At 45.4% G+C, this 21,171-nt stretch carries 15 protein-coding genes and 2 riboswitches; of the genes, 14 read left to right on the forward strand and 1 reads right to left on the reverse strand.

From position 1 onward, the window contains the following. Positions 1 to 232: 232 nt before the first annotated feature. Positions 233 to 661, reverse strand: a complete 429-nt coding sequence (locus V7Q33_RS15920; protein WP_331975325.1) for a hypothetical protein — start codon at positions 659 to 661, stop codon at positions 233 to 235. A gap of 111 nt (positions 662 to 772) precedes the next feature. Then, positions 773 to 990, forward strand: a riboswitch (cobalamin riboswitch). A gap of 126 nt (positions 991 to 1,116) precedes the next feature. On the opposite strand from V7Q33_RS15920, the gene V7Q33_RS15925 reads away from it, so the two are divergent. From V7Q33_RS15925 to sov, 14 genes are all read left to right on the forward strand, one after another. Next, positions 1,117 to 3,036, forward strand: a complete 1,920-nt coding sequence (locus V7Q33_RS15925; protein ID WP_333820464.1) for a TonB-dependent receptor plug domain-containing protein — start codon at positions 1,117 to 1,119, stop codon at positions 3,034 to 3,036. 19 nt (positions 3,037 to 3,055) lie between these two features. Beyond that, a complete protein-coding gene (locus V7Q33_RS15930; RefSeq protein WP_331975321.1) occupies positions 3,056 to 3,637 on the forward strand; it encodes a DUF6580 family putative transport protein in 582 nt (193 codons plus the stop codon). Positions 3,638 to 3,819: 182 nt separating this feature from the next. Then, the gene (locus tag V7Q33_RS15935; RefSeq protein ID WP_333820465.1) at positions 3,820 to 4,752 is read left to right on the forward strand and encodes an ABC transporter substrate-binding protein; all 933 of its coding nucleotides are present in this window, start codon (positions 3,820 to 3,822) and stop codon (positions 4,750 to 4,752) included. After that, on the forward strand, positions 4,749 to 5,399 hold the full coding sequence (locus V7Q33_RS15940) for a diphthine--ammonia ligase (RefSeq protein ID WP_333820466.1): 651 nt from the start codon (positions 4,749 to 4,751) through the stop codon (positions 5,397 to 5,399). Before V7Q33_RS15935 ends, V7Q33_RS15940 begins: the two co-directional genes overlap by 4 nt. After that, entirely contained in the window at positions 5,396 to 5,911 is a 516-nt protein-coding gene (cobU, locus tag V7Q33_RS15945; protein WP_331975316.1) for a bifunctional adenosylcobinamide kinase/adenosylcobinamide-phosphate guanylyltransferase, read from the forward strand. The genes V7Q33_RS15940 and cobU overlap by 4 nt, the downstream gene beginning before the upstream one ends. Positions 5,912 to 5,915: 4 nt before the next feature. Next, complete coding sequence (gene cobT, locus V7Q33_RS15950) at positions 5,916 to 7,001, forward strand: nicotinate-nucleotide--dimethylbenzimidazole phosphoribosyltransferase (protein WP_333820467.1); 1,086 nt, start codon at positions 5,916 to 5,918, stop codon at positions 6,999 to 7,001. Continuing rightward, positions 6,998 to 7,774: an adenosylcobinamide-GDP ribazoletransferase gene (locus tag V7Q33_RS15955; RefSeq protein WP_333820468.1), complete on the forward strand. Its 777-nt coding sequence runs from the start codon at positions 6,998 to 7,000 to the stop codon at positions 7,772 to 7,774. The genes cobT and V7Q33_RS15955 overlap by 4 nt, the downstream gene beginning before the upstream one ends. Then, positions 7,759 to 8,292, forward strand: a complete 534-nt coding sequence (cobC, locus tag V7Q33_RS15960) for an alpha-ribazole phosphatase (RefSeq protein ID WP_333820469.1) — start codon at positions 7,759 to 7,761, stop codon at positions 8,290 to 8,292. Before V7Q33_RS15955 ends, cobC begins: the two co-directional genes overlap by 16 nt. Positions 8,293 to 8,439: 147 nt before the next feature. Further along, a complete protein-coding gene (locus V7Q33_RS15965; protein WP_331975308.1) occupies positions 8,440 to 8,850 on the forward strand; it encodes an RrF2 family transcriptional regulator in 411 nt (136 codons plus the stop codon). Positions 8,851 to 8,915: 65 nt separating this feature from the next. Further along, entirely contained in the window at positions 8,916 to 9,569 is a 654-nt protein-coding gene (locus V7Q33_RS15970; RefSeq protein WP_331975306.1) for an NAD(P)-dependent oxidoreductase, read from the forward strand. 68 nt (positions 9,570 to 9,637) lie between these two features. Beyond that, on the forward strand, positions 9,638 to 10,501 hold the full coding sequence (locus V7Q33_RS15975) for an alpha/beta fold hydrolase (protein WP_331975304.1): 864 nt from the start codon (positions 9,638 to 9,640) through the stop codon (positions 10,499 to 10,501). A 54-nt stretch (positions 10,502 to 10,555) separates the two neighbouring features. Next, positions 10,556 to 10,766, forward strand: a riboswitch (cobalamin riboswitch). 152 nt (positions 10,767 to 10,918) lie between these two features. Then, the gene (metE, locus tag V7Q33_RS15980) at positions 10,919 to 13,237 is read left to right on the forward strand and encodes a 5-methyltetrahydropteroyltriglutamate--homocysteine S-methyltransferase (RefSeq protein WP_331975302.1); all 2,319 of its coding nucleotides are present in this window, start codon (positions 10,919 to 10,921) and stop codon (positions 13,235 to 13,237) included. A gap of 152 nt (positions 13,238 to 13,389) precedes the next feature. Next, a complete protein-coding gene (locus V7Q33_RS15985) occupies positions 13,390 to 13,623 on the forward strand; it encodes a cysteine-rich CWC family protein (RefSeq protein WP_333820470.1) in 234 nt (77 codons plus the stop codon). 252 nt (positions 13,624 to 13,875) lie between these two features. Continuing rightward, entirely contained in the window at positions 13,876 to 21,096 is a 7,221-nt protein-coding gene (gene sov / locus V7Q33_RS15990) for a T9SS outer membrane translocon Sov/SprA (protein ID WP_333820471.1), read from the forward strand. The last annotated feature ends 75 nt before the right edge of the window (positions 21,097 to 21,171 follow it).

The following is a 21,171-nucleotide window of genomic DNA, read 5'->3' on the forward strand; positions in this document are numbered from 1 at the left end:
TTATCAGTTACAGGTTAATCGTTAATAGGCTCTTGCGGATAACAATGAAGCGTTAAAATATAGTCCGTGGAATTAAGTGAATTATTTCCCACAGATTTAACCGATATGTACAGATAAAATATACACACACATCTTTGTGATTTCTATGCTCCTTCGTGAAACTTTGTGCAACTGGATTTTCGCCCTCACGCCCTCCTGCACCTCTGGCAGCTCGTGGGCAGTAACCCGCAGCTTATCTTCTAATGATGTACACCACTCCGGCACGAATCGAAAAATCACCCTTAAAATAAAAATCTCCCATCGTTTCAAACTTCCAGTGTTCGTTGATGATAGGCTGAGTCCAGCCGCCTCCGATGGAGAGATCGTTAACACCTATTAAACCGCGTACACGAACAAAAGCTTCTTCTACCGGATACCAGCGCCCACCTACTGCAAGGCTAACCTGGCGATCAGTCCATATTTCCAGCCCGCCAGAAGCTGTGAAGCTGCGTGTCAGGAAATAATTACCTTCCATAGCGATCTGTGCTTTGCTTGCAATGCTTCGGTTATCGGTTTTGATCAGGTCAATACCACCGCCCACCAGAATATCATGAGCAATCTGTCCGAAGGAAGCAATCGATAATAGTATTGAAAACAGAAGAAGGGAAAAATGCTTTGTCATAGTACTAAAGGGTTGCAAATATACTGGGAGTTGGTAAGCGATCACAACATGCTAAAGACAGACTGCCGATGGGTTAGACGATCTGTGCTTTCACGGTAGCAAAATTCCTGCTATACTTGCACCCGTATTGGTTTTTGTTGTGCTATAGCGCAACCGAATTAAAAGGGAATACCGGTGTAAATCCGGAGCAGTTCCCGCTACTGTAATCCCGATGCTGGGCAATCAGCATCCATACTTTTGCAATGAAACGTCATTATCAGCCGGCAGGCCGATGAGAAGGCAAGCAAAGGAGGGAAAGCCAGGAGACCTGCCACTACAGTGTTCAATTCAATGCTTCGGGTAAAAAGCAACGAATGTGGTCTTACTGAAGAATGACATCTCCCGGGTCATCTTCTTTCGTTCCCCATTCCAGCCTTTTACTCTTTTTTCACTAACCTATTGTAAACCTTTCTGTGATGAAAAAGGAGAGAAAAGTCTGGGCAATGACTCTGATTGCCCTTTGGTTGTTGGCGCCAAGTAAAACAAATGCTCAACAGGATTCTGTGGTAACTTCCAACCTGGAAGAAATAGTAGTAACCGCTACAAAATTTCCAAAAAGTCAAAGCGAAACGGGTAAAGTTCTTACCATCATTGACGAAGATCAACTGAAGCGCAGTGCCGGTAAAGATATATCGCAGTTGCTCAACGAGCAGGTAGGTATAGTAATAGCTGGTGCAAACAGCAATCCCGGTAAAGATAAGTCTGTATTCCTGCGCGGTGCAGGCAGCGGCTATACGTTGATCTTGCTGGATGGTATACCCGTAAACGATCCAAGTGGTATAGGTGGTGCGTTTGATCTGCGCATGCTTCCCATCGATCAGATCGAACGCATTGAAATTCTGAAAGGAAGCCAGTCAGCGTTGTATGGAAGTGATGCTGTTGCCGGTGTGATCAACATCATTACCAAGAAGAAAGGGAATAAACCGTTTGGTGTAAATGGCACCGCTACCTATGGAACGTATAATACTAAAAAAGGAAATATAGGTGTATCCGGTTCCACGGATGTGATCGACTATAATGCAGGCTATACTTACTACAAGACCGATGGTATCAGCGAAGCAAAAGATACAATCGGCACGCAGGGCTTTGATAAAGATGGGTTTGATCAAAATTCCTTTCAGACCAGTGTAGGGGTACATCCAGCCAAAGGGCTAACGCTCCGTCCGTTTGTTCGCTATAGTAAATTCAATGGTAAATATGATGCCGGAGCATTCTCGGATGATGTGGTGCCGGTATATCATTCCAAATTTTTAAATACAGGTATCAGTGGCGACTATGCGTTTTCAAAAGGCACGGTGCACGTGCAGTATGCACGCGATAATGTGAAACGCACCTATATTACCCGCGATTATTTTAAACCCGATTCATCGGTGGCCAGCGGCTTTAGTGGCTATTTTGACAACGCTGAAGTATATGCGAACTATGATCTGGCCGAACACTTTCAAGTGTTGGGAGGTGTAAACTATCAGCATCATAAAATGACCAGCAGCGATCTGAAAGATTCTACGCTGCACATTGTAAATCCGTTTCTGTCATTCTTTGTAAAAGATGTACATGGTTTCTCTACCGAGATCGGTGGCCGCCTGGTGCATCACTCCGTGTTTGGCGATATATTCGTGTATAGCTTCAATCCTTCGTATGTTATCAATAACCAGGTGAAGCTTTTTGCAAATTACTCCACCGGCTTCAAGGCACCTTACCTTGATCAACTCTATAATCCATCGTATGGCAATCCAAAGTTGAAACCGGAAAAGAGCAAGAACCTTGAAGGGGGTATCCAGTTTGCAACGCTCGACAATCGTATTGATATACGTGGTACGGTGTTCTCGCGCAAGATCAACAACGTGATCATTTATCAATATCCGGGCTATATCAACTTCAATAAGCAGAACGATCTTGGTTTTGAATTGGAATCGACTTTCAACGTAACAGAGAAATTGCGAGTAAAAGCTTTCTATGCCTTTGTGAAAGGAGAGGTGACTACGAAAAATTCAGCGGAACGCGATACTACTTTCAACAACCTCATTCGCAGGCCCAAGCACTCTATTGGTATTAATGTGGGATATGCCTTTACAAATAATTTCTATGTAAGCGCCAACCTGAAGACATTCGGTAAACGCGGCGATATGTTCTTTAACTCTACTACGTTTGCTACAGAAGCGGTTTCGCTTAAGGCCTATCAATTGGTAGATATATATGCCGAATATAAATTACTCCAGGGCAAACTCAAAGTTTTTGCTGACCTGCATAATGTGCTGGATAAAAATTACTACGAGATATACGGCTACAGCACCATGGGCTTTAATATGAATGCCGGTGTAACGTTTGGTCTTTAAGAAATAAAGACATAGCATTATGAATAAAATAAATCCACGACCTGTTATACTGGCTGCCTTTATACTGGCAGCCGGTATATTCCGGCTGGCCACTGCCAGCACGCACTCGTCACTGTCGAGCTTTACGCCACTGGGAGCCATGGCGTTGTTCGGCGGTTTCTATTATAGCGATAAGTGGAAAGCGTATCTATTGCCATTGCTCACGCTTTGGCTTACCGACATTATTCTGAATCGCTTTCTTTTCTTCGGGTATTGGGTTCTCTTTTATCAGGGTGCAGCGTGGGTATATGGAAGTTTTGCGTTCATGGTATTTATCGGGCAACAGATGAAAACAGTATCGGTACGAAATATAGCCATTGCTTGTGTAGCTGCGGCCGTGTCACACTGGCTCATTACCGACTTCAGTGTTTGGCTCTCCGGCTGCACTGGCACCTCAGAAGATATACCCTATACCAAGGACTTTAGCGGACTGATCGATTGCTATACCATGGCGCTACCATCCATGCGAAACCTGCTGATCGGAAATATAGTATTCAGCACAATCTTCTTCGGCAGCTTCGAACTGATGCAACGAAGATTCCCGGCACTAAGTGTTCAGTAATGATCCCGATGGAAGCTTGCCTCTCGAGCTTTCCATTATGCAGTAAAGAAAAACCCTGACTGCACAACTCCACACCTTCACTCAAACTCACACCTCCAGCAGCTGGAAGCCAGCAACCAGCAGCTCTCAACCGGCAATCAAAACATTATCACCAACACCGTAAAATCTAAACAAAAAAGCCCATGACCGCCTGTTCCTTCCTTCCGGCTGCTACGAGAATGATATACGACATGAATCTGCAGCACCTGTTGCATGGCGTAACGTTCGAGTGCCCGCACGAAGCGTTGAACGAGAAACCGAAAGTGGTGCGCTGTGTATTGGAAGGTAAGCACTACAGCAGCCAGGAGATAGACCGGATCTTTAGTGCCAGCAAAGCACAGGGTAAAAGCTTGTACTATGTAGATGATGATTTGCTGCAAAGCATTCAACCCGATGTAATCTTCACGCAGGATGTGTGCGAGGTATGCCAGATCGATACCGCGTGCACATCAGCTGCGGTTGCTAAACTTCCGCGACAGCCCAACCTGGTAGCCTTGACGCCAGCGAGTTTGCAAGATGTGTTTACAACTGCGGTGACCATTGCCACTGCCTTGGGTCACGAAGAGCATGCTTATCTATACCTCGCTTCGCTACAGCAACGCATCGACTTTATTATCGATGAACTCCGCAGAGCAAAGGCTTTGCCGAGGCGTGTTATGCTGATGGAATGGATCGAGCCGATCTATAACTGCGGCCACTGGATTCCACATCAGGTTGCGTATGCCGGAGGTATAGACATGCTGTCGAACCCCAACGGCGATAGCATTGTAACGCCGTGGAGCAAAGTTGTAAAATACGATCCGGACGTATTGATCATTGCCTCCTGCGGCTTTGATGTAAAACGCTCGCAGGAAGAACTGCATTTGCTTACCGCTAAACCGGAATGGAACACATTGCAGGCGGTAAAGAACAATCGCGTATTTATAGTAGACTTTGATCTCTTCACACAACCTTCTGCCTCTACACTGGTAGATGGTATAGAAGTGCTGGCAGCGCTGTTTCATCCGCAGGTATTTACATTACCTTTGCGATTGGAGAATAAAGTAGCATCACTTCAAAACATCCATATACATTGAAAAAGTTTGTTAGCAGCTGGAGCGGAGGTAAAGATAGTTGCTTTGCCCTTATGCAGGCCATAGCCAGCGGCATGCAGCCTTCTGTGCTGCTCAATATGATGAATGAAAACGATATGGTAAGTCGCAGCCACGCTATACCCAAAGATATACTGCTGCAACAAGGTGCTATGCTGGGTTTGCCCATGGTTACCCGGCCGGCAAGCTGGGACGGATACGAAAAGATATTTATAGAGACGCTGCATTCACTCAAAGCCGACTATGGAATTGAAGCCGGTGTATTTGGCGATATAGACCTGCAACCCCATCGCGATTGGGAAGAAAAGGTTTGCAGCGCAGTCGGGATAGAAGCTATACTTCCTCTTTGGCTTCGCAATCGTAAAGAATTAGTATATGCCATGCTTGATGCAGGCATTGAAACCTATATTGTATCGTGTAATGAAACCATGGGCGAACGATTTCTTGGAAAGAAGATAACGCATGACCTCGTAGATGAATTGGAGGCGATCGGTATAGATGCGTGTGGAGAGAATGGTGAATACCATACACTGGTGGTATATACACCGATGTTCAAAAAGAAAATTGAGGTTGCCTTTGGAGCAACGCGCTGCCACAATCAATATTGGTTTATTGAAATGAAGCTTGCATGATAATACTTGTAACCGGAGGTGCCCGCAGCGGTAAGAGCCGCTATGCCCAGGAACGTGCCAAACAAACTACAGATTTACCGGTATATGTAGCGACTGCCCGGCAGTGGGATGGCGACTTTCAGGATCGTATCAAACGTCATCAGCAGGAGCGTGGTCCCGAGTGGACCAGCCATGAGGCAGAGAAGTACGTAAGTGCACTTGCCCTTAGCGATCGCGTGGTGGTAGTAGATTGCATCACGCTTTGGCTTACTAATTTCTTTATCGATCATAAACAAGATATTAATGCTGCACTTACTGAATTTAAACAGGAAATTGATAAGCTGGCCACACAACAGAATACATTTATTATTGTAACAAACGAGATTGGTATGGGAGTACATGCAGAAACAGAAGCAGGCCGAAAATTTGTAGACCTGCAAGGATGGGCAAATCAATACGTAGCCGCTATCGCTGACGAAGTAATTTTCATGGTATCCGGTATACCGGTAAAAATAAAACCAGTAACACGCTGACACGATGAAGAAGTTCAGGATAAAACCCGTGTCCACTGCATTGCAGGCACAGCTTCAAAAAAAGATCGACCAAAAAACGAAGCCACTCGGTGCCCTGGGGAAACTGGAGACGCTGGCATTGCAGATCGGCCTCATTCAGCATACACAGAAACCAGCGCTGTCAAATCCACATATACTTGTGTTTGCGGCCGATCATGGTATAGCCGAAGAAGGTGTAAGCGCCTATCCACAGGAAGTAACGTGGCAGATGGTGATGAACTTTATACAAGGCGGTGCTGCCATTAATGTATTCTGTCGCCAGCATAACATTACACTTCATGTAGTAGATGCCGGTGTAAAGTATATTTTTCCAGATAACCTGCAGGGACTTATCTACAACAAGGTAGCGATGGGCACGGCCAACTTTCTGAAAGGCCCGGCTATGACGAGTGAGCAAACGGCCCGGTGTATAAATTCGGCTGCAGAGATCGTGAGCAGTATATATAGCAAGGGCTGCAACGTGATCGGCTTTGGTGAAATGGGTATTGCCAACACCACAGCTGCCAGCGCGCTGATGAGCCTCTTTTGCGATATACCTGTATCGCAATGTGTAGGCCGCGGCACCGGCCTCGATGATAAAGCCTTTCAACATAAAATAGAAGTGCTTACCCAAGCGCTGAAGCAGCATAATAAACACGATACAGCCCTTACAATGCTGGCTACCTTTGGTGGCTTTGAAATAGCACAGATCGTGGGCGGTATGTTACAAGCCGCGGAACATGGAATGATTATTCTCGTGGATGGCTTCATTGCCACAGCAGCCTATATGGTAGCACAGGCCATTGACCCCGCGGTGAAAGATTACTGTATATTTTGCCACCAGTCGCACGAGCGCGGCCATGCCATGATGCTGCAGGCTATGGATGTAGAGCCGCTGCTCGATCTGCATATGCGCCTGGGCGAAGGCACGGGGGCAGCTGTAGCCTATCCGTTGCTGCAATCGGCGGTGGCATTTCTCAACGAAATGGCAAGCTTCGAATCAGCCAGCGTGAGTGAACGATCTGATTCCGGAAGTACACAGCGTAAAACCGATCCAACCTCCGTACTTTGAAACGCGAGTTCCAGATATTTTTTACTGCGCTTATGTTCTACACCCGCATTCCATGTCCGCAGTGGGTAGATCATAATGCCGCTAACCTTAACGAAGCTACTCGATATTTTCCATTGGTGGGTTGGATTGTGGCAATTCTCTCATGGATCGTTTTCTTCCTGTGTCGCTATATATTTCCGGTAGAGGTAGCCATACTGTTGTCGATGGTGGCGGGTATATTAGCCACAGGTGCCTTTCATGAAGATGGCTGGGCCGATGTATGCGATGGATTTGGCGGAGGATGGACCAAAGAAAAGATTCTCGCGATTATGAAAGATAGTCGTGTAGGTACGTATGGTGTTGCGGGGCTCATATTTATGCTCGCCCTCAAGTTTTTTTCGCTCCGGCAACTCGCTATAGCACCCGTTTATTTGTATGGAATATTTTTGATTGTATCGCATTCCCTTAGTCGCTTGTCTGCCGTGCTGGTGATGTTCACATCCATATATGTGCGCGAAGATGCAGACAGCAAAGCGAAACCGGTAGCACAGCAATTAAAACCAAAAAATCTGGTGATAGCCTGTATATGGGCTTTTATTCCCCTTGCGGTATTGGTATACTTCCATGCTATAGTACTGCTCATCATCCTTCCGGTGATGTTGATGACGATTTATCTGCACCGCTACTTTAAGAAATGGATAGGTGGATATACAGGCGATTGCCTGGGTGCCACACAGCAGGTAAATGAAGTCGTAATCTACCTGAGCCTGCTTGCCTTATGGAACTATATGTGATTCGCCACACCACGCCAGATGTTGCCAAAGGAATTTGCTACGGCCAATCTGATATACCCGTGCTGCATACCTTTACCGAAGAAGCCGAGCGTGTGTTGTTGAAGCTCCCGGCAACAGTGGATGTGATCTATACAAGCCCGTTACTTCGTTGTATGCAATTGGCTAAAACACTGGCCGAGTCAAAGCAAGTAAATCTCCTGAGCGATAGCCGTCTGAAAGAGTTAAACTTTGGAAACTGGGAATTAAAAGCCTGGAACGACATCGAGCAGGATTCGCTCATGCACTGGATGAATAACTATGTAGAGGTATGTGTACCCAACGGAGAATCGTATGCACAGCTTGCCGCGCGGGTAGAAGATTTTCTGAAATTCATTCGCGATCAAAAACACAAAACTGCTGCCATCGTAACGCATGGTGGTGTTATAAAGTCATTGCACGCGTTGATCAATAATGTTTCGCTGAAAGAAGCGATGCGGTTTCAGGTGATGTATGGAGAGGTGATTGGATTCAAGGTTTAAAGTTCAAGGTTTGAAGTTCAAGGTTCAGGGTTCAAAGTTCAATGTTAAATACCTTGAACCTTGAACCTTGAACCTTGAACCTTAAACTTTTTCGAACTTTGAACCAATTTTTATTCATCTTTGTACTGTAATAAAAATAATTACAGTATGAACAACGGACGATTTTCCATTTCGCTCCACATCCTGACCTTGCTGGACAGGTTTCCGGACGAACTGGTGTCGTCTGAGTTCCTGGCTGGTAGTATTAATATTAACCCGGTGCTGGTGCGCAAAGAGCTGAGCAACCTGAAGAAACATGGTCTGGTAGAAAGCAAAGAAGGTAAAGCCGGTGGCTTTTCGCTGGGAAAACCCTCGAAGCAGATACGCCTTTCGGATATATATAAAGCTGTGCGACAGGCACCTGTGCTGGGGCACACGAAGAACGAACCAAATCCGAAATGTGCAATCGGCAAACAGATCAATAAACACCTCGACAATCTGTATGAAGAAGCAGAAGAGGCCTTGATAAAGAAGCTGGATAAAACAACACTGGCTGATTTTAGCAATCGCTTCTCCTGAAATTTTTTTTGACTTTAACTGTAATAAAAAACATTACAATATATAACCATTAAATTTTAATCATTATGAAAATTGCATTGATCGGAGCCTCTGGATTTGTTGGCTCACACCTGTTAAAAGAAGCATTGGATCGTGGCCATCAAGTGACTGCCATCGTTCGTAATCCTGAGAATATCAAGGTAACGCACGCTAACCTTTCTGTAAAAAAAGGAGATGCAATGAATGCTGATGAAGTTGCCAACCTGGTAAGTGGCCATGATGTAGTATTAAGTGCTTACAATGCTGGCTGGGAAAATCCAAATCTTCATGACGATTTTCTGAAAGGCTCTAAAGCTATACAGGAAGGTGTGAAGAAGTCAGGAGTAAAGCGACTGATCGTGATCGGTGGTGCGGGTAGCCTGGAAGTTGCACCCGGCGTGCAGTTGGTAGATACGCCACAGTTTCCCGCAGAATGGAAATCAGGAGCACTGGCAGCACGCGAATATCTCAACGTTATTCGTAAAGAAGATACACTCGACTGGACCTTCTTCAGTCCTGCCATCCTCATGCACCACGGTATAAAAGATGGTCGCACCGGTAAATACCGTCTCGGCACCGATCAACCTGTATTCAATGCAGAAGGTGAAAGCCGTCTTTCCGTAGAAGACCTCAGTGTAGTATTGCTGGATGAGATCGAGAATAAAAAATTCATCAAGAAACGTTTCACAGCCGCGTACTGATCTATAGCACAAGCCTGGCGGCGTAAAGCCTTGCCAGGCTCTCTTTATACCCAACCCCTTTTTACTGTATGGCAACTGTTATCTATAAAACCATCACCATCGATGGTGTGAAGATATTCTATCGCGAAGCTGGCGAAACATCCAGGCCGCTCATATTATTACTGCACGGTTTTCCTTCGTCCTCTCACATGTATCGCGATCTGATCAACGACCTCGCTGATCGTTATCATCTCATCGCGCCTGATTATCCGGGCTTCGGCAACAGCGACATGCCCGCGCGCGAAGCGTACACCTATACATTCGATAATCTTTCTTATACAATCGAGAAATTTATCGATGCATTGCAACTGAAAAAAATCAACCTGTATATACAAGACTATGGATCACCGGTTGGCTATCGCATCGCGGTGCGCAGACCGGAGCTGATTCAATCGCTCATTATTCAAAATGCCAATGCGTATGAAGATGGTCTTGGTCCTGCGCTCGAAGATGGCAAACGTTTTTGGGCGAACCGGAATGAAGAAACAGAAAAAGCCATGCGCTGGATACTGAGTCTTGATGGCACCAAACTTCAATACCTCGATGGCACTGAGAATCCTGAAAAGATTAGTCCGGATGCCTACCACTACGATCAGTACTTTTTAGAACGCCCGGGAAATAAGGAGATCCAACTCGACCTGCTATACGATTATCAGAATAACATCAAACTATATCCTGTGTGGCAAAAATATTTGCGTGATCATCAACCGCCTGCACTCATCACCTGGGGAAAGAATGATGCCTTGTTTACCGGCAGCGGTGCGCTAGCCTATAAAAAGGACTTGCCGAACGCAGAAGTGCATTTGCTTAATACAGGCCATTTCGCTTTGGAAGAATACCATACCGAGATTGCTGCACATATAGATACCTTCCTGAAAAAGGTGATCATATAGGTTGCTTTGTATTCGATGGCATAATGCGTATGTTTGTCATACGTTCTTTGTTTCCATCGTCAACAAGTGTTTGGTTTTTCCGGGAGTTCCGGAAAATTAAAAAGGAATCGTGTGAGAATCACGAGCAGACGTGCTACTGTAAGTAACCCTGAAATAATATTCAGGTAAAGGGTTTGCCCTCGATGTCCATTGTCTATTTACATAGATGAGAAGGACGGCAAATACCGTTACAAGCCAGGAGACTTGCCTTCGCTTTGCTGACTATGCCTACACGTAAATAGGCAGGTCAAGTCTGATATCTTCTTTCTCCTCGCGCCAGAAAGGTGTGTCATTACTTTATCCATGCGGTTTTGCGTGTAGTCGTACCGGTTCCGACAAAGAGCCAGGTATATATTATTCACTTAAACGCAAATCAACATGATTGCACACAACCTGGGCTACCCACGCATTGGCAGCCACCGCGAACTAAAAAAAGCCTGTGAACAATACTGGTCAGGCAAAACAACTTTCAAAAACCTGTTGCAGGTAGGCAAGAACCTGCGACAAGAGAACTGGCTCTTGCAGAAGCAGGCGGGTATAGATCTGATACCTTCCAACGATTTCTCATTTTACGATCAGGTGCTTGATATGTCGCTTATGGCAGGTGCTATACCCGAGCGCTATCACGATGTTATCCTTAATAAAAGTAATGTAGAGCTCGATCTCTGTTTTGCCATGGCGCGTGGCTATCAGAAAGATGGCTTGGATATTACAGCAATGGAAATGACAAAGTGGTTTGATACCAACTATCATTACATCGTTCCTGAATTTCATAAGAACCAGTCGTTCAAATTATTCTCCACGAAAGTGATCGATGAGTTCTACGAAGCCAAGCAACTGGGTATTATTACAAAGCCCGTGTTGATCGGCCCCGTATCGTATTTACTGTTAGGCAAAGAAAAAGAAGAAGGTTTCGACCGGATCGATCTTATTAAAAACCTGCTGCCGGTATATATCGATATCGTAAAACGACTCGATAAACTGGATGTTCAGTGGATACAATTCGATGAGCCCTTCCTGGCGCTTGATCTTAGCGAAAAAGAAAAGAAAGCGTTTGCACAAGTTTACAACGAGATACGAAAGGAAATTCCATCGGTAAAAATATTGCTGGCTACATACTTTGAAGGTCTTCGCGATAACCTGGCTATTGTGAAGTCGCTGCCGGTAAACGCACTGCACATAGACCTTGTGCGCGATGCCGGGCAACTTACACCGGTCATCGGTGCTATACCGGAAAGAATGATGCTGTCGTTAGGTGTTGTGGATGGTCGCAATATCTGGAAGAATGATTTTAGCAAGTCGCTTACGTTTGTTGAGAAAGCTAAAACTGCACTGGGCGAAGCACGAGTAATGATAGCACCGTCATGTTCGCTGCTGCATACACCCTGCGACCTTGATCTGGAAACAACTGATACTATACTCCTGCCGGAGATCAAGCAGTGGATGGCATTTGCCAAACAGAAACTGAAGGAAGTAGTAACGTTGAAGAAGCTTTCGCTTCCGGAAACAAAAGCATCGGCACAACTACAACTGGAAGAGAATATCAAAGCGATCGAAAGCCGAAGAACATCATCACGCATCCATAACCCCACCGTAAAGCAACGTGTGGCAGCGCTCACGGATGCCGATGCAAAACGACAAAGTACATTTACTGTTCGTAAAAAGAAACAGCAGGATGCACTTCGGTTGCCGCTGTTCCCCACAACAACCATCGGATCATTTCCGCAGACAATCGAAGTACGTGAATGGCGCGCTAAACTAAAGAAAGGTGAGCTTACACCACAGGCATACGAGCAGCACATAAAGGCGGAAACCGAAAAAGCAATTCGCTGGCAGGAAGAGATTGGCATTGATGTGCTGGTGCACGGGGAGTTTGAGCGCAACGATATGGTAGAGTATTTCGGCGAACAACTCCAGGGCTATGTGTTTTCAAAGAATGGCTGGGTGCAGAGCTATGGCTCGCGTTGTGTGAAGCCCCCGATCATTTTTGGCGATGTATCAAGACCAAACGCTATGACAGTAGCGTGGTCGGCATTTGCGCAGTCGCTTACGCGGAAGCACATGAAAGGTATGCTCACCGGACCCGTTACCATCTTGCAATGGTCGTTCGTGCGCGATGATCAGCCACGCTCTGTTACCACGAACCAGATTGCCCTGGCTATACGCGATGAAGTGGTTGACCTGGAAAAAGCCGGTATAAAAATTATTCAAATCGATGAACCAGCCATACGCGAAGGATTACCTCTTCGCAAAGCCGACTGGAATGAATACCTGGCGTGGGCCGTGAAAGCATTTCGTATAGCGGCAAGCGGTGTAAAAGACGAAACGCAGATCCATACGCACATGTGTTATTCGGAGTTCAACGACATTATAGAAAGTATAGCGGATATGGATGCCGATGTGATTACCATTGAATGCTCACGTTCACAGATGGAGTTGCTCGATGCGTTTGCTGACTTCAATTATCCCAACGACATTGGCCCGGGAGTATATGATATACACTCGCCACGTGTTCCGTCCAAAGATGAAATGGTATACCTCATGAACAAGGCACGTGCTGTAATTCCGGCAGAGCAATTGTGGGTAAACCCTGACTGTGGATTAAAGACTCGCCATTGGGAAGAAACAAGGAAAGCACTTATAGCAATGGTGCAAGCGGCGCGAGAGCTGCGCACACCGGTGGCTGTTAGCCGTTAATCGTTGTCCGTTATCCGTTAATCGTGAGCAGTTATTTATGAGCTGCTACTCGATTAATGGATAACGTTAACCAAAAAAAACTTTGTGTAACTCTGCCTCCTTTGTGCCCCTCTGTGTCACTGTATTTTCTACGATTAACGTGTAACCATTCCATGAAACACGAACAAAAAAAATGCCCCCGATGCCAAACCGGTTTCGAATGTAAAGTAGGCTCCATCACACTATGCCAGTGTAGCACAGTATCGCTTCGCGAAGATGAACGCCAGTACCTGCGCGACAACTACAGTGACTGTTTGTGTGCTGCGTGTATGGTAGCGTTGCAAAAGGAGTATCAAAACAGAAATTTTTTGAAAAGACTAAAGGGCATAATCAGCATGTTCAGGTAACAACTGGAATTTAAAAAAAATATTTTCCTGCAGAACTCACGAGATTTTATTGAACAATAAATGCATTTAATCTGTGTTTATCTGTGAGTTCTGTGGGAGATTCTTTTGCATTACCATAACATCAGGATATATTTTTCATCGCTGAATTATCTTGTATCGTCTACATAATCCCTATACTATACATAATCCCTCGTGTTCTCACGTTCCCTTCTTGCCATGTTTTCCACGTGGTAAACAACGGGATTATACATATTGATACATCTAAACCTTTTATCTGTAAACCTTACTCATGCAGCGTATGGAGCGGTATGGGTATTTCTTTTTTGTCTGGCCAGTCCGTTGTGGGCACAGCAAACCGGGCAGGATTCTACCCTTCATCCTTATAAACCGGATACACATTCTACATACCGCCCGGTGGATCGCTATGGCGATCCATTCGCCAACCCGGAAAGCGAAACACCTATGTCGCTGAGAGATCCGCAGCAAAAGAAGGTAACTATAGAATACGATACCTCTGGCAATAATATTATCTCCGAGAAAGTGGGCTCCTTCGATTACCGCCCGCCTTCGATGATGACGCTCGAAGAATATAAGCAATACCAGGATCGGCAGATATTAAAAAATTACTGGAGGAGTAAAACAAAAGCCACCGATGGCGACAGTCCCATCAGTGGTAGCAGTTTAAATCCCAAAATCTTTATCAGCCCTATATTCGATCGCATCTTTGGCGGAAGTTATGTAGAACTCATACCGCGCGGTTATGTTACGCTCGATTTCGGTGCATCTTTTCAGCGCATCAACAATCCGTCAATACCCATTCGGCAGCAACGCAATGGTGGTTTTGATTTTGATCAACAGATCAATATGAGTGTGGTAGGCAAAATCGGGGAGAAGATGTCTGTATCGGCTAACTTCGATAACAACAACTCTTTCGATTTTCAGAACAACATGAAGGTAGAATATACCGGCTTCAAGGAAGATATATTGCAGAAGCTGGAGTTGGGAAACGTGAGTCTTCCACTGAATAATACGCTGATACAAGGCGCGCAGAATCTCTTTGGTGTAAAAGCACAATTGCAATTCGGGCGATTGAAAACTACGGTGATCGCTTCTACACAGCGTGGTAAAGCTTCATCCGTGAATGTGGATGGTGGCAGCAACGGACAAAACCGTCCTTTTGAATTGATCGCCTCGAACTACGATGAAAGCCGCCACTTCTTTCTCAGTCATTTCTTTCGCGACAATTATGAGAAGTGGATTGCCAACACTCCGCAGATCACATCCGGTATAAATGTTACCCGTGTGGAAGTATATGTGCTGAATCGTAAGAGCGACACACAAACCCTGCGCAACGTTGTGGGGCTGATGGACCTGGCCGAAGGCAAAACGATTTATAACAGTGCTGTTGTTTCCAACGGATCAAGTATGCCTGCATCCAATGGTGCTAATACATTGTTCAGTTTTGTAACATCACAAAGCCGCAGTGTGGACGATATCAGTAATACACTGGAAAGTTATTTTGCAGGCAGTAACAATACCGGTACAGACTTCGAGAAGGTAACCGGTGCACGCAGGCTGGCTTCTACTGAATATACCTTCCATACACAGCTTGGTTATGTAACGTTGAGTACCAAGCTTCAGAATGATGAAGTGCTGGCCGTAGCATACGAATATACCTATAATGGAAAATCATATAAAGTTGGAGAGCTGACGGAAGATTATTCAAATCTCAAAGACGATGAAGTGATCTTCTTGAAACTGCTGCGTCCACGCAAGATCGCTATTCGCGATGATAACGGTAATACTATTCCTACCTGGGATTTGATGATGAAAAACATCTATAGCCTTGGGGCAACACAACTGGCGCAGAGTGGTTTTCAGCTACGCATTATATACCGCGATGATGCTACCGGTATTGATAATCCACAGTTGCAGGCCGGCACCACCGTACGCACGCGCCAGCTGATCGAAATATTCGGACTCGATAAACTCAATACACTGAATGACCGGCAACGTGATGGTAATTTTGATTTTATAGAAGGCGTTACAATCAATTCGGCTTCGGAGCTGATTATCTTCCCGTATCTCAAACCGTTTAGTGAAGCGTTGCGCGATGCGTTTGAAGACGAGCCCACCAAGGCCGCGCTCATTGCCAAATACTCGTACGATACATTGTATAGCACTACACGATCAGATGCTTCGTTATTCGCTTCCAAAAATAAATTTTACCTGAAAGGTCAGTATACCGCCAGTTCTACCAACGAAATTCTGATACCTGGTTTTGGCGTCTCGCAAGGTTCGGTAAAAGTATATGCCGGCGGTATACAGCTAACGGAAGGTACAGACTATGTAGTTGACTATACGTTTGGAAAAGTAACGATCCTGAACGAATCGATCATGAATTCAGGAAAAGATATACAGGTGCAATATGAACAGTTGGATGCGTTTTCGTTCCAGAACAAAAGCCTGCTGGGCACACGCATGGATTACAAGCTGAACGATGACGTAAACTTCGGCTCCACACTGCTATACTATAACGAACGCCCCTCCGTAAGCCGCAATACCGTTGGTACAGAGCCTGCGCGGAATTTACAGTATGGTCTTGATTTCAATATAAACAAGAAGAGCCGCATGCTCACCAAACTGGTAGATGCATTGCCGCTGATACAAACGAAAGAGCCATCCACCATAAATCTTACCGGTGAGTTTGCACAGCTCATACCCGGCACATCGAATGTAGTAGATGGTGAAAGTATAGCCTATATTGATGATTTTGAAAATACCGCAACACCGTATTCGCTGCTGAGCCCGGCATCATGGAAACTTTCTTCGGTTCCCAGGAGTGATGATAATCGTTTTGATCCGAGTGCCGGTGTATCCGATGATGTGCGTGCAGGGTACAAACGTGGAAAGATAGCGTGGTATACTATCGACAACCAATTGCAGCGGGAAGGAGGTTCGCTAAAGCCAGGTAATATTTCGGATGAAGACCTGCACAACCATTATGTGCGCGGTGTGGGGCCACAGGAAATTTTCCCCAATAAGCAGTTAACACAAGGCGTTTTCTTCGAACAGATAATGGATATTGCATATTATCCGAATGAGCGCGGGCCTTATAATTACAATCCTGCATTGGGTAGTGACGGACTTCTTACCGATCCGCAAAATACATGGGGTGGTATAACCAGTGCAGTAAAAACAGAAACTGATTTTGATAAAGCAAACATAGAATATATCGAGTTCTGGATGCTTGATCCGTTCATTAACCTTCCCAGCGGAACCGGCAAAGTGCTCGATGGTATATTTAACAAATCGAATACAACGGGTGGCAAAATGATCTTCCAGATCGGTAATATATCGGAAGATGTGATGCGTGATTCGCGCCATGCATTCGAGAATGGTTTACCTGCAGATGGTAACCTGGCAGGAGAGACTGCCACTGCTAACAACTGGGGCTATGTTACCTCGCAGCAATATCTTACCAATAGTTTTGATAATACATCTTCCACTTCGCGTCAGAACCAGGACGTGGGGATGGATGGTTTACCGGATGATAAAGAGGCTGCATATTTCAGTAATTACCTAAATGCATTAGATGCCAATGCACGTACAAAAGTAGAGAACGATCCATCGGCAGATGACTTTACCTACTTCCTGGATAGTAAATATGATAACCTGAATGCGAAGATACTGCAGCGATATAAAGGTTATAATGGTATGGATGGCAACTCACCTATATCAACCAATTCAAACGGCGTATCGTACTCCAGTTACCTGACACCTGATAATGAAGATATCAATGCCGATAACACGCTGAACGAAACCGAAGAGTACTATCAATACAACCTCGATCTCAAGCCAGGCCAGCTCGAAGTAAACAACGGCTATGTTGTAGACAAGATCACCACCACCAATACCAACACACTGCACGAATCGGTTACCTGGTATTTGTTTCGTATACCCATTCGTGATTACGAATCGAAGTTTGGAAATATAGAAGACTTCAAATCCATCAGGTATATACGGATGCTGCTCACCGAATTTAAGGAGCCCGTTGTACTTCGTCTTGCCAATTTCAGAATGGTGGGAAGTTACTGGCGCACGTATGGAGCCGATGATTTGAACGATCCCGGTTTCTCGACCACGACAGAGCCCAATCTTAACAACGTTACCGTATCGGTAGTAAACCTCGAAGAAAATGCCATGAAGGATGTAGCGGCGGATAAATCCGGCTATATTATACCACCCGGCGTGGTGCGCGACCGAGACTATAGCTCGGCTGTGTCGCGTTTGCTTAATGAGCAATCGGTACAGGTATGTGTAGAGGATTTGCAAGATGGAACAGCACGCGCTATTTATAAAAATATGTCGGTCGATCTGTTCAACTACGGTCGCGTAAAAATGTTTTTCCATGCTAACAGCGAAGCCGACGATGATCAGCTTTATGCTTTCCTGCGCATGGGTACGGACTTTACAGATAATTATTATGAGATAGAGATACCACTCAAGATATCAGACCCTAACAACGAGACCGAGCGTGGTGTATGGCCGGAAGATAACGAGATCGATTTGGCATTGACTGAGTTATATACCTTGAAGATACAACGTGATCGAGAAGGTTATCCGCTCACACAGCGGTATCCGCTGGCCGGGCCGAAGGAGGTAGGACGACATTTACTTCGCATTATGGGGCGCCCTGATCTGAGCAGTGTGCTCGCGGTTATGATTGGCGTTCGAAACGCACGCTCCAGCGATAAGCGATCATACTCTGCCTGTATATGGGCGAACGAATTGCGCGTAACTGATTTTGATCGTACCCCTGGTTGGGCAGTTACATCCTCTGCAAATATCAAGCTGGCCGACTTTGCCACCATCAACGGAGCGTTAAAGCATACAACGTATGGCTTTGGTAGCATCAGCTCCAAAATATCAGAGCGCACACGCGATGAAACAACGTCATACGATCTCTCGGCTTCTGCCAACCTAGATAAATTATTACCTGGCAATACAGGTATAAAGATTCCCGTGTTCGCCAGTTACCAGAGTAGTGTAGCCACTCCCAACTATGATCCTGCCAACCCGGATGTAAAGCTAAAGGCCGCGCTCGATGCATTTACGACCGAAGACGCGAAGCGTGAGTACTTGCGCATTATACAAGACCGAACGGTGCAGCGAAGTTTGAATTTTACCAACGTGCGCAAAGTCAAGGTAAATCCCGATGCACGCTCGCACCTTTGGGACGTAGAGAACCTGGCGTTTAGTTACTCGTATAGCGATGCCGTGCAAAAGAATTTTACTACGGCAGAGAATCTTCAGAAACTATATAAAGGATCGGTGGCCTATAATTTTGCTCCGAAGGCAACCGGTATAGAACCATTTAAAGATATAAAGTCGTTGTCGTCACCATGGTTAAAGTTGATCAGGGATTTCAATTTCAGTTTGATGCCGGCAAATATAGGCGTGCGCTTCGATCTGAATCGTTCATTTACCCGTACTATATATCGGAACTCCGGTATCAGTAGCGAGTTTGTGGACTCCGATCCTTCGTATGTAAAGCATTTTACATTCAATCGCCAGTATAATGTGCGGTGGAATTTTTCGAAGAACCTTTCCTTTGAGTATGCCGCGTTGGCCAATGCGGCAATAGATGAGCCCGAGGGAGACATCAATACAAAAGCCAGGAAAGACAGTGTGATCCATAACCTGAAAAGATTCGGACGCATGAAGAACTTCACGCAAAGTGTAACGATAAATTATACACTGCCATTGGATAAACTCCCGATCACCGATTGGCTGGGTGCCGATTATCGTTTCCGTGCCGACTATGCATGGAAGGCCGGCACCTATAATAAACCGGATTCATTGGTGAAGCCTGGTGAACAAGACTTGCCCGACTCGCTTGATTTTAAAAATACCATTCAAAATAATCGCAACCAGAATATGGCAGGAAAAATTGATATGGTAAAGCTGTATAACAAGATCAAGTTCTTAAAAGCATTGAACACGCCCGCCAGGCCGGTAACGCGATCGCCGTTAAATAACAGGGTGCAGGCGCGAATGGATACAGTAAAGACACCAGCATCCATGAACGGATTGCTGAAAGGTCTTTTCAGGTTGGTAATGTCGCTGCGCTCGATTAATGCAACGTATAGTCTTACGGAGAGCACGGTGTTGCCGGGCTTTACAGGTGCACCAAAATATTTTGGTATGGATAAAGACTGGAATGCTCCCGGCTGGGAATTTGTATTGGGAAGCCAGGACCCGAACATGCGCTTTGATGCAGCACGCAATGGACTTATCACCACCAATAAAAGTCTGACAACCATGTTCACCCAGTCGCGAACGGAGTCTATAACCGTACGTGCCAACCTGGAGCCAACACCTACCTTGAAAGTCACGCTCGACATGCGGAAAGATAACAGCTCTTCATACGAAGAAATATACCGCTATGCCCCTGATCTATCTACGGACGGAACCGGTTTTGCATCGCTCAACCCCAACCGAAGCGGAAGCTATGCCATATCTACGGTGAGTATAAAAACTGCGTTCAATAAATCGAACGGTGATATTAATTCGGAGGTATTTCAAAAGTTTGAAGATAACCTGGTTGTTATGCGAAGTCGTTTTCGCATGATCAGCGGCACAGAATATGATACCGCATCGCAGGATGTATTAATCCCTGCATTTATAGCCGCCTATACTGGCAGCAATGTCAATACGCTTTCATTAACACCCTTTCCTAAAATGCCAAAACCCAACTGGCGCGTGGAATATTCAGGGCTTGGCAATCTCAAACCGCTCAAAGATGTATTTCAGTCATTCACCCTTCAGCATGCTTATCAGGCAACCTATACGGTATCAAACTACTCCAACTCACTTGACTATACCAATGTAGATGAACTGCGCATCGATCGTTCCATTGAGGACTATAACACACTATACTATGGCAAAACGGTAAATGGTACTTCTGTGCCGATTTATGTGATCAGCCAGGTGCTGTTGTCGGAGCAGTTTGCTCCGTTGATCGGCATCACCGCCCGCACCAGGAATAAATTAACGGCAAGTCTGCAATATAAAACCAGGCGCGACCTGACACTCACGATATCCAATGCGCAGATCACCGAAGTATCTACCAAAGATGTTTCGTTTGAATTCGGGTATACCAGGAACAACATGAAGTTACCCATCAAATCGCAGGGACGAACGGTTGTGTTAAAGAACGATGTAACCTTCCGCGTGAACACCACGGTAAGCGATACGCGCACCATTCAGCGCAAGATCAATGAAACCAACACACTCACTGCCGGAGCCATTAGTGTGCAGATACGTCCAACGGTTAGTTACGTTGTAAATCAAAAACTCAACCTGCAGCTATATTTTACACGCACCATCAACGAACCGCTCGTTTCCAACTCGTATAGAAGAGCCACTACCAATGCAGGATTGCAGGTAAGATATAGTTTGGCGCAATAACTCTTAAGTTTAAAGCGCAAGGTTTAAAGTTTAAAGTAGTGGTGTTTTTTATATTATGTGTCGGGTAAATAGTTG

Source organism: Ohtaekwangia sp. (genome assembly GCF_036786105.1).
In the GTDB taxonomy this organism is placed as follows: Bacteria; Bacteroidota; Bacteroidia; order Cytophagales; family Cyclobacteriaceae; genus Ohtaekwangia.

What these genes read in the sequence shown, in the direction of transcription:
- V7Q33_RS15920 (WP_331975325.1), bottom strand. Translation starts at nt 661, where the DNA reads ATGACAAAGCATTTTTCCCTTCTTCTGTTTTCAATACTATTATCGATT.
- cobT (WP_333820467.1), top strand. Translation starts at nt 5,916, where the DNA reads ATGAAGAAGTTCAGGATAAAACCCGTGTCCACTGCATTGCAGGCACAG.
- V7Q33_RS15965 (WP_331975308.1), top strand. Translation starts at nt 8,440, where the DNA reads ATGAACAACGGACGATTTTCCATTTCGCTCCACATCCTGACCTTGCTG.
- cobU (WP_331975316.1), top strand. Translation starts at nt 5,396, where the DNA reads ATGATAATACTTGTAACCGGAGGTGCCCGCAGCGGTAAGAGCCGCTAT.
- cobC (WP_333820469.1), top strand. Translation starts at nt 7,759, where the DNA reads ATGGAACTATATGTGATTCGCCACACCACGCCAGATGTTGCCAAAGGA.
- V7Q33_RS15970 (WP_331975306.1), top strand. Translation starts at nt 8,916, where the DNA reads ATGAAAATTGCATTGATCGGAGCCTCTGGATTTGTTGGCTCACACCTG.
- V7Q33_RS15975 (WP_331975304.1), top strand. Translation starts at nt 9,638, where the DNA reads ATGGCAACTGTTATCTATAAAACCATCACCATCGATGGTGTGAAGATA.
- V7Q33_RS15925 (WP_333820464.1), top strand. Translation starts at nt 1,117, where the DNA reads ATGAAAAAGGAGAGAAAAGTCTGGGCAATGACTCTGATTGCCCTTTGG.
- V7Q33_RS15935 (WP_333820465.1), top strand. Translation starts at nt 3,820, where the DNA reads ATGACCGCCTGTTCCTTCCTTCCGGCTGCTACGAGAATGATATACGAC.
- V7Q33_RS15985 (WP_333820470.1), top strand. Translation starts at nt 13,390, where the DNA reads ATGAAACACGAACAAAAAAAATGCCCCCGATGCCAAACCGGTTTCGAA.
- V7Q33_RS15930 (WP_331975321.1), top strand. Translation starts at nt 3,056, where the DNA reads ATGAATAAAATAAATCCACGACCTGTTATACTGGCTGCCTTTATACTG.
- metE (WP_331975302.1), top strand. Translation starts at nt 10,919, where the DNA reads ATGATTGCACACAACCTGGGCTACCCACGCATTGGCAGCCACCGCGAA.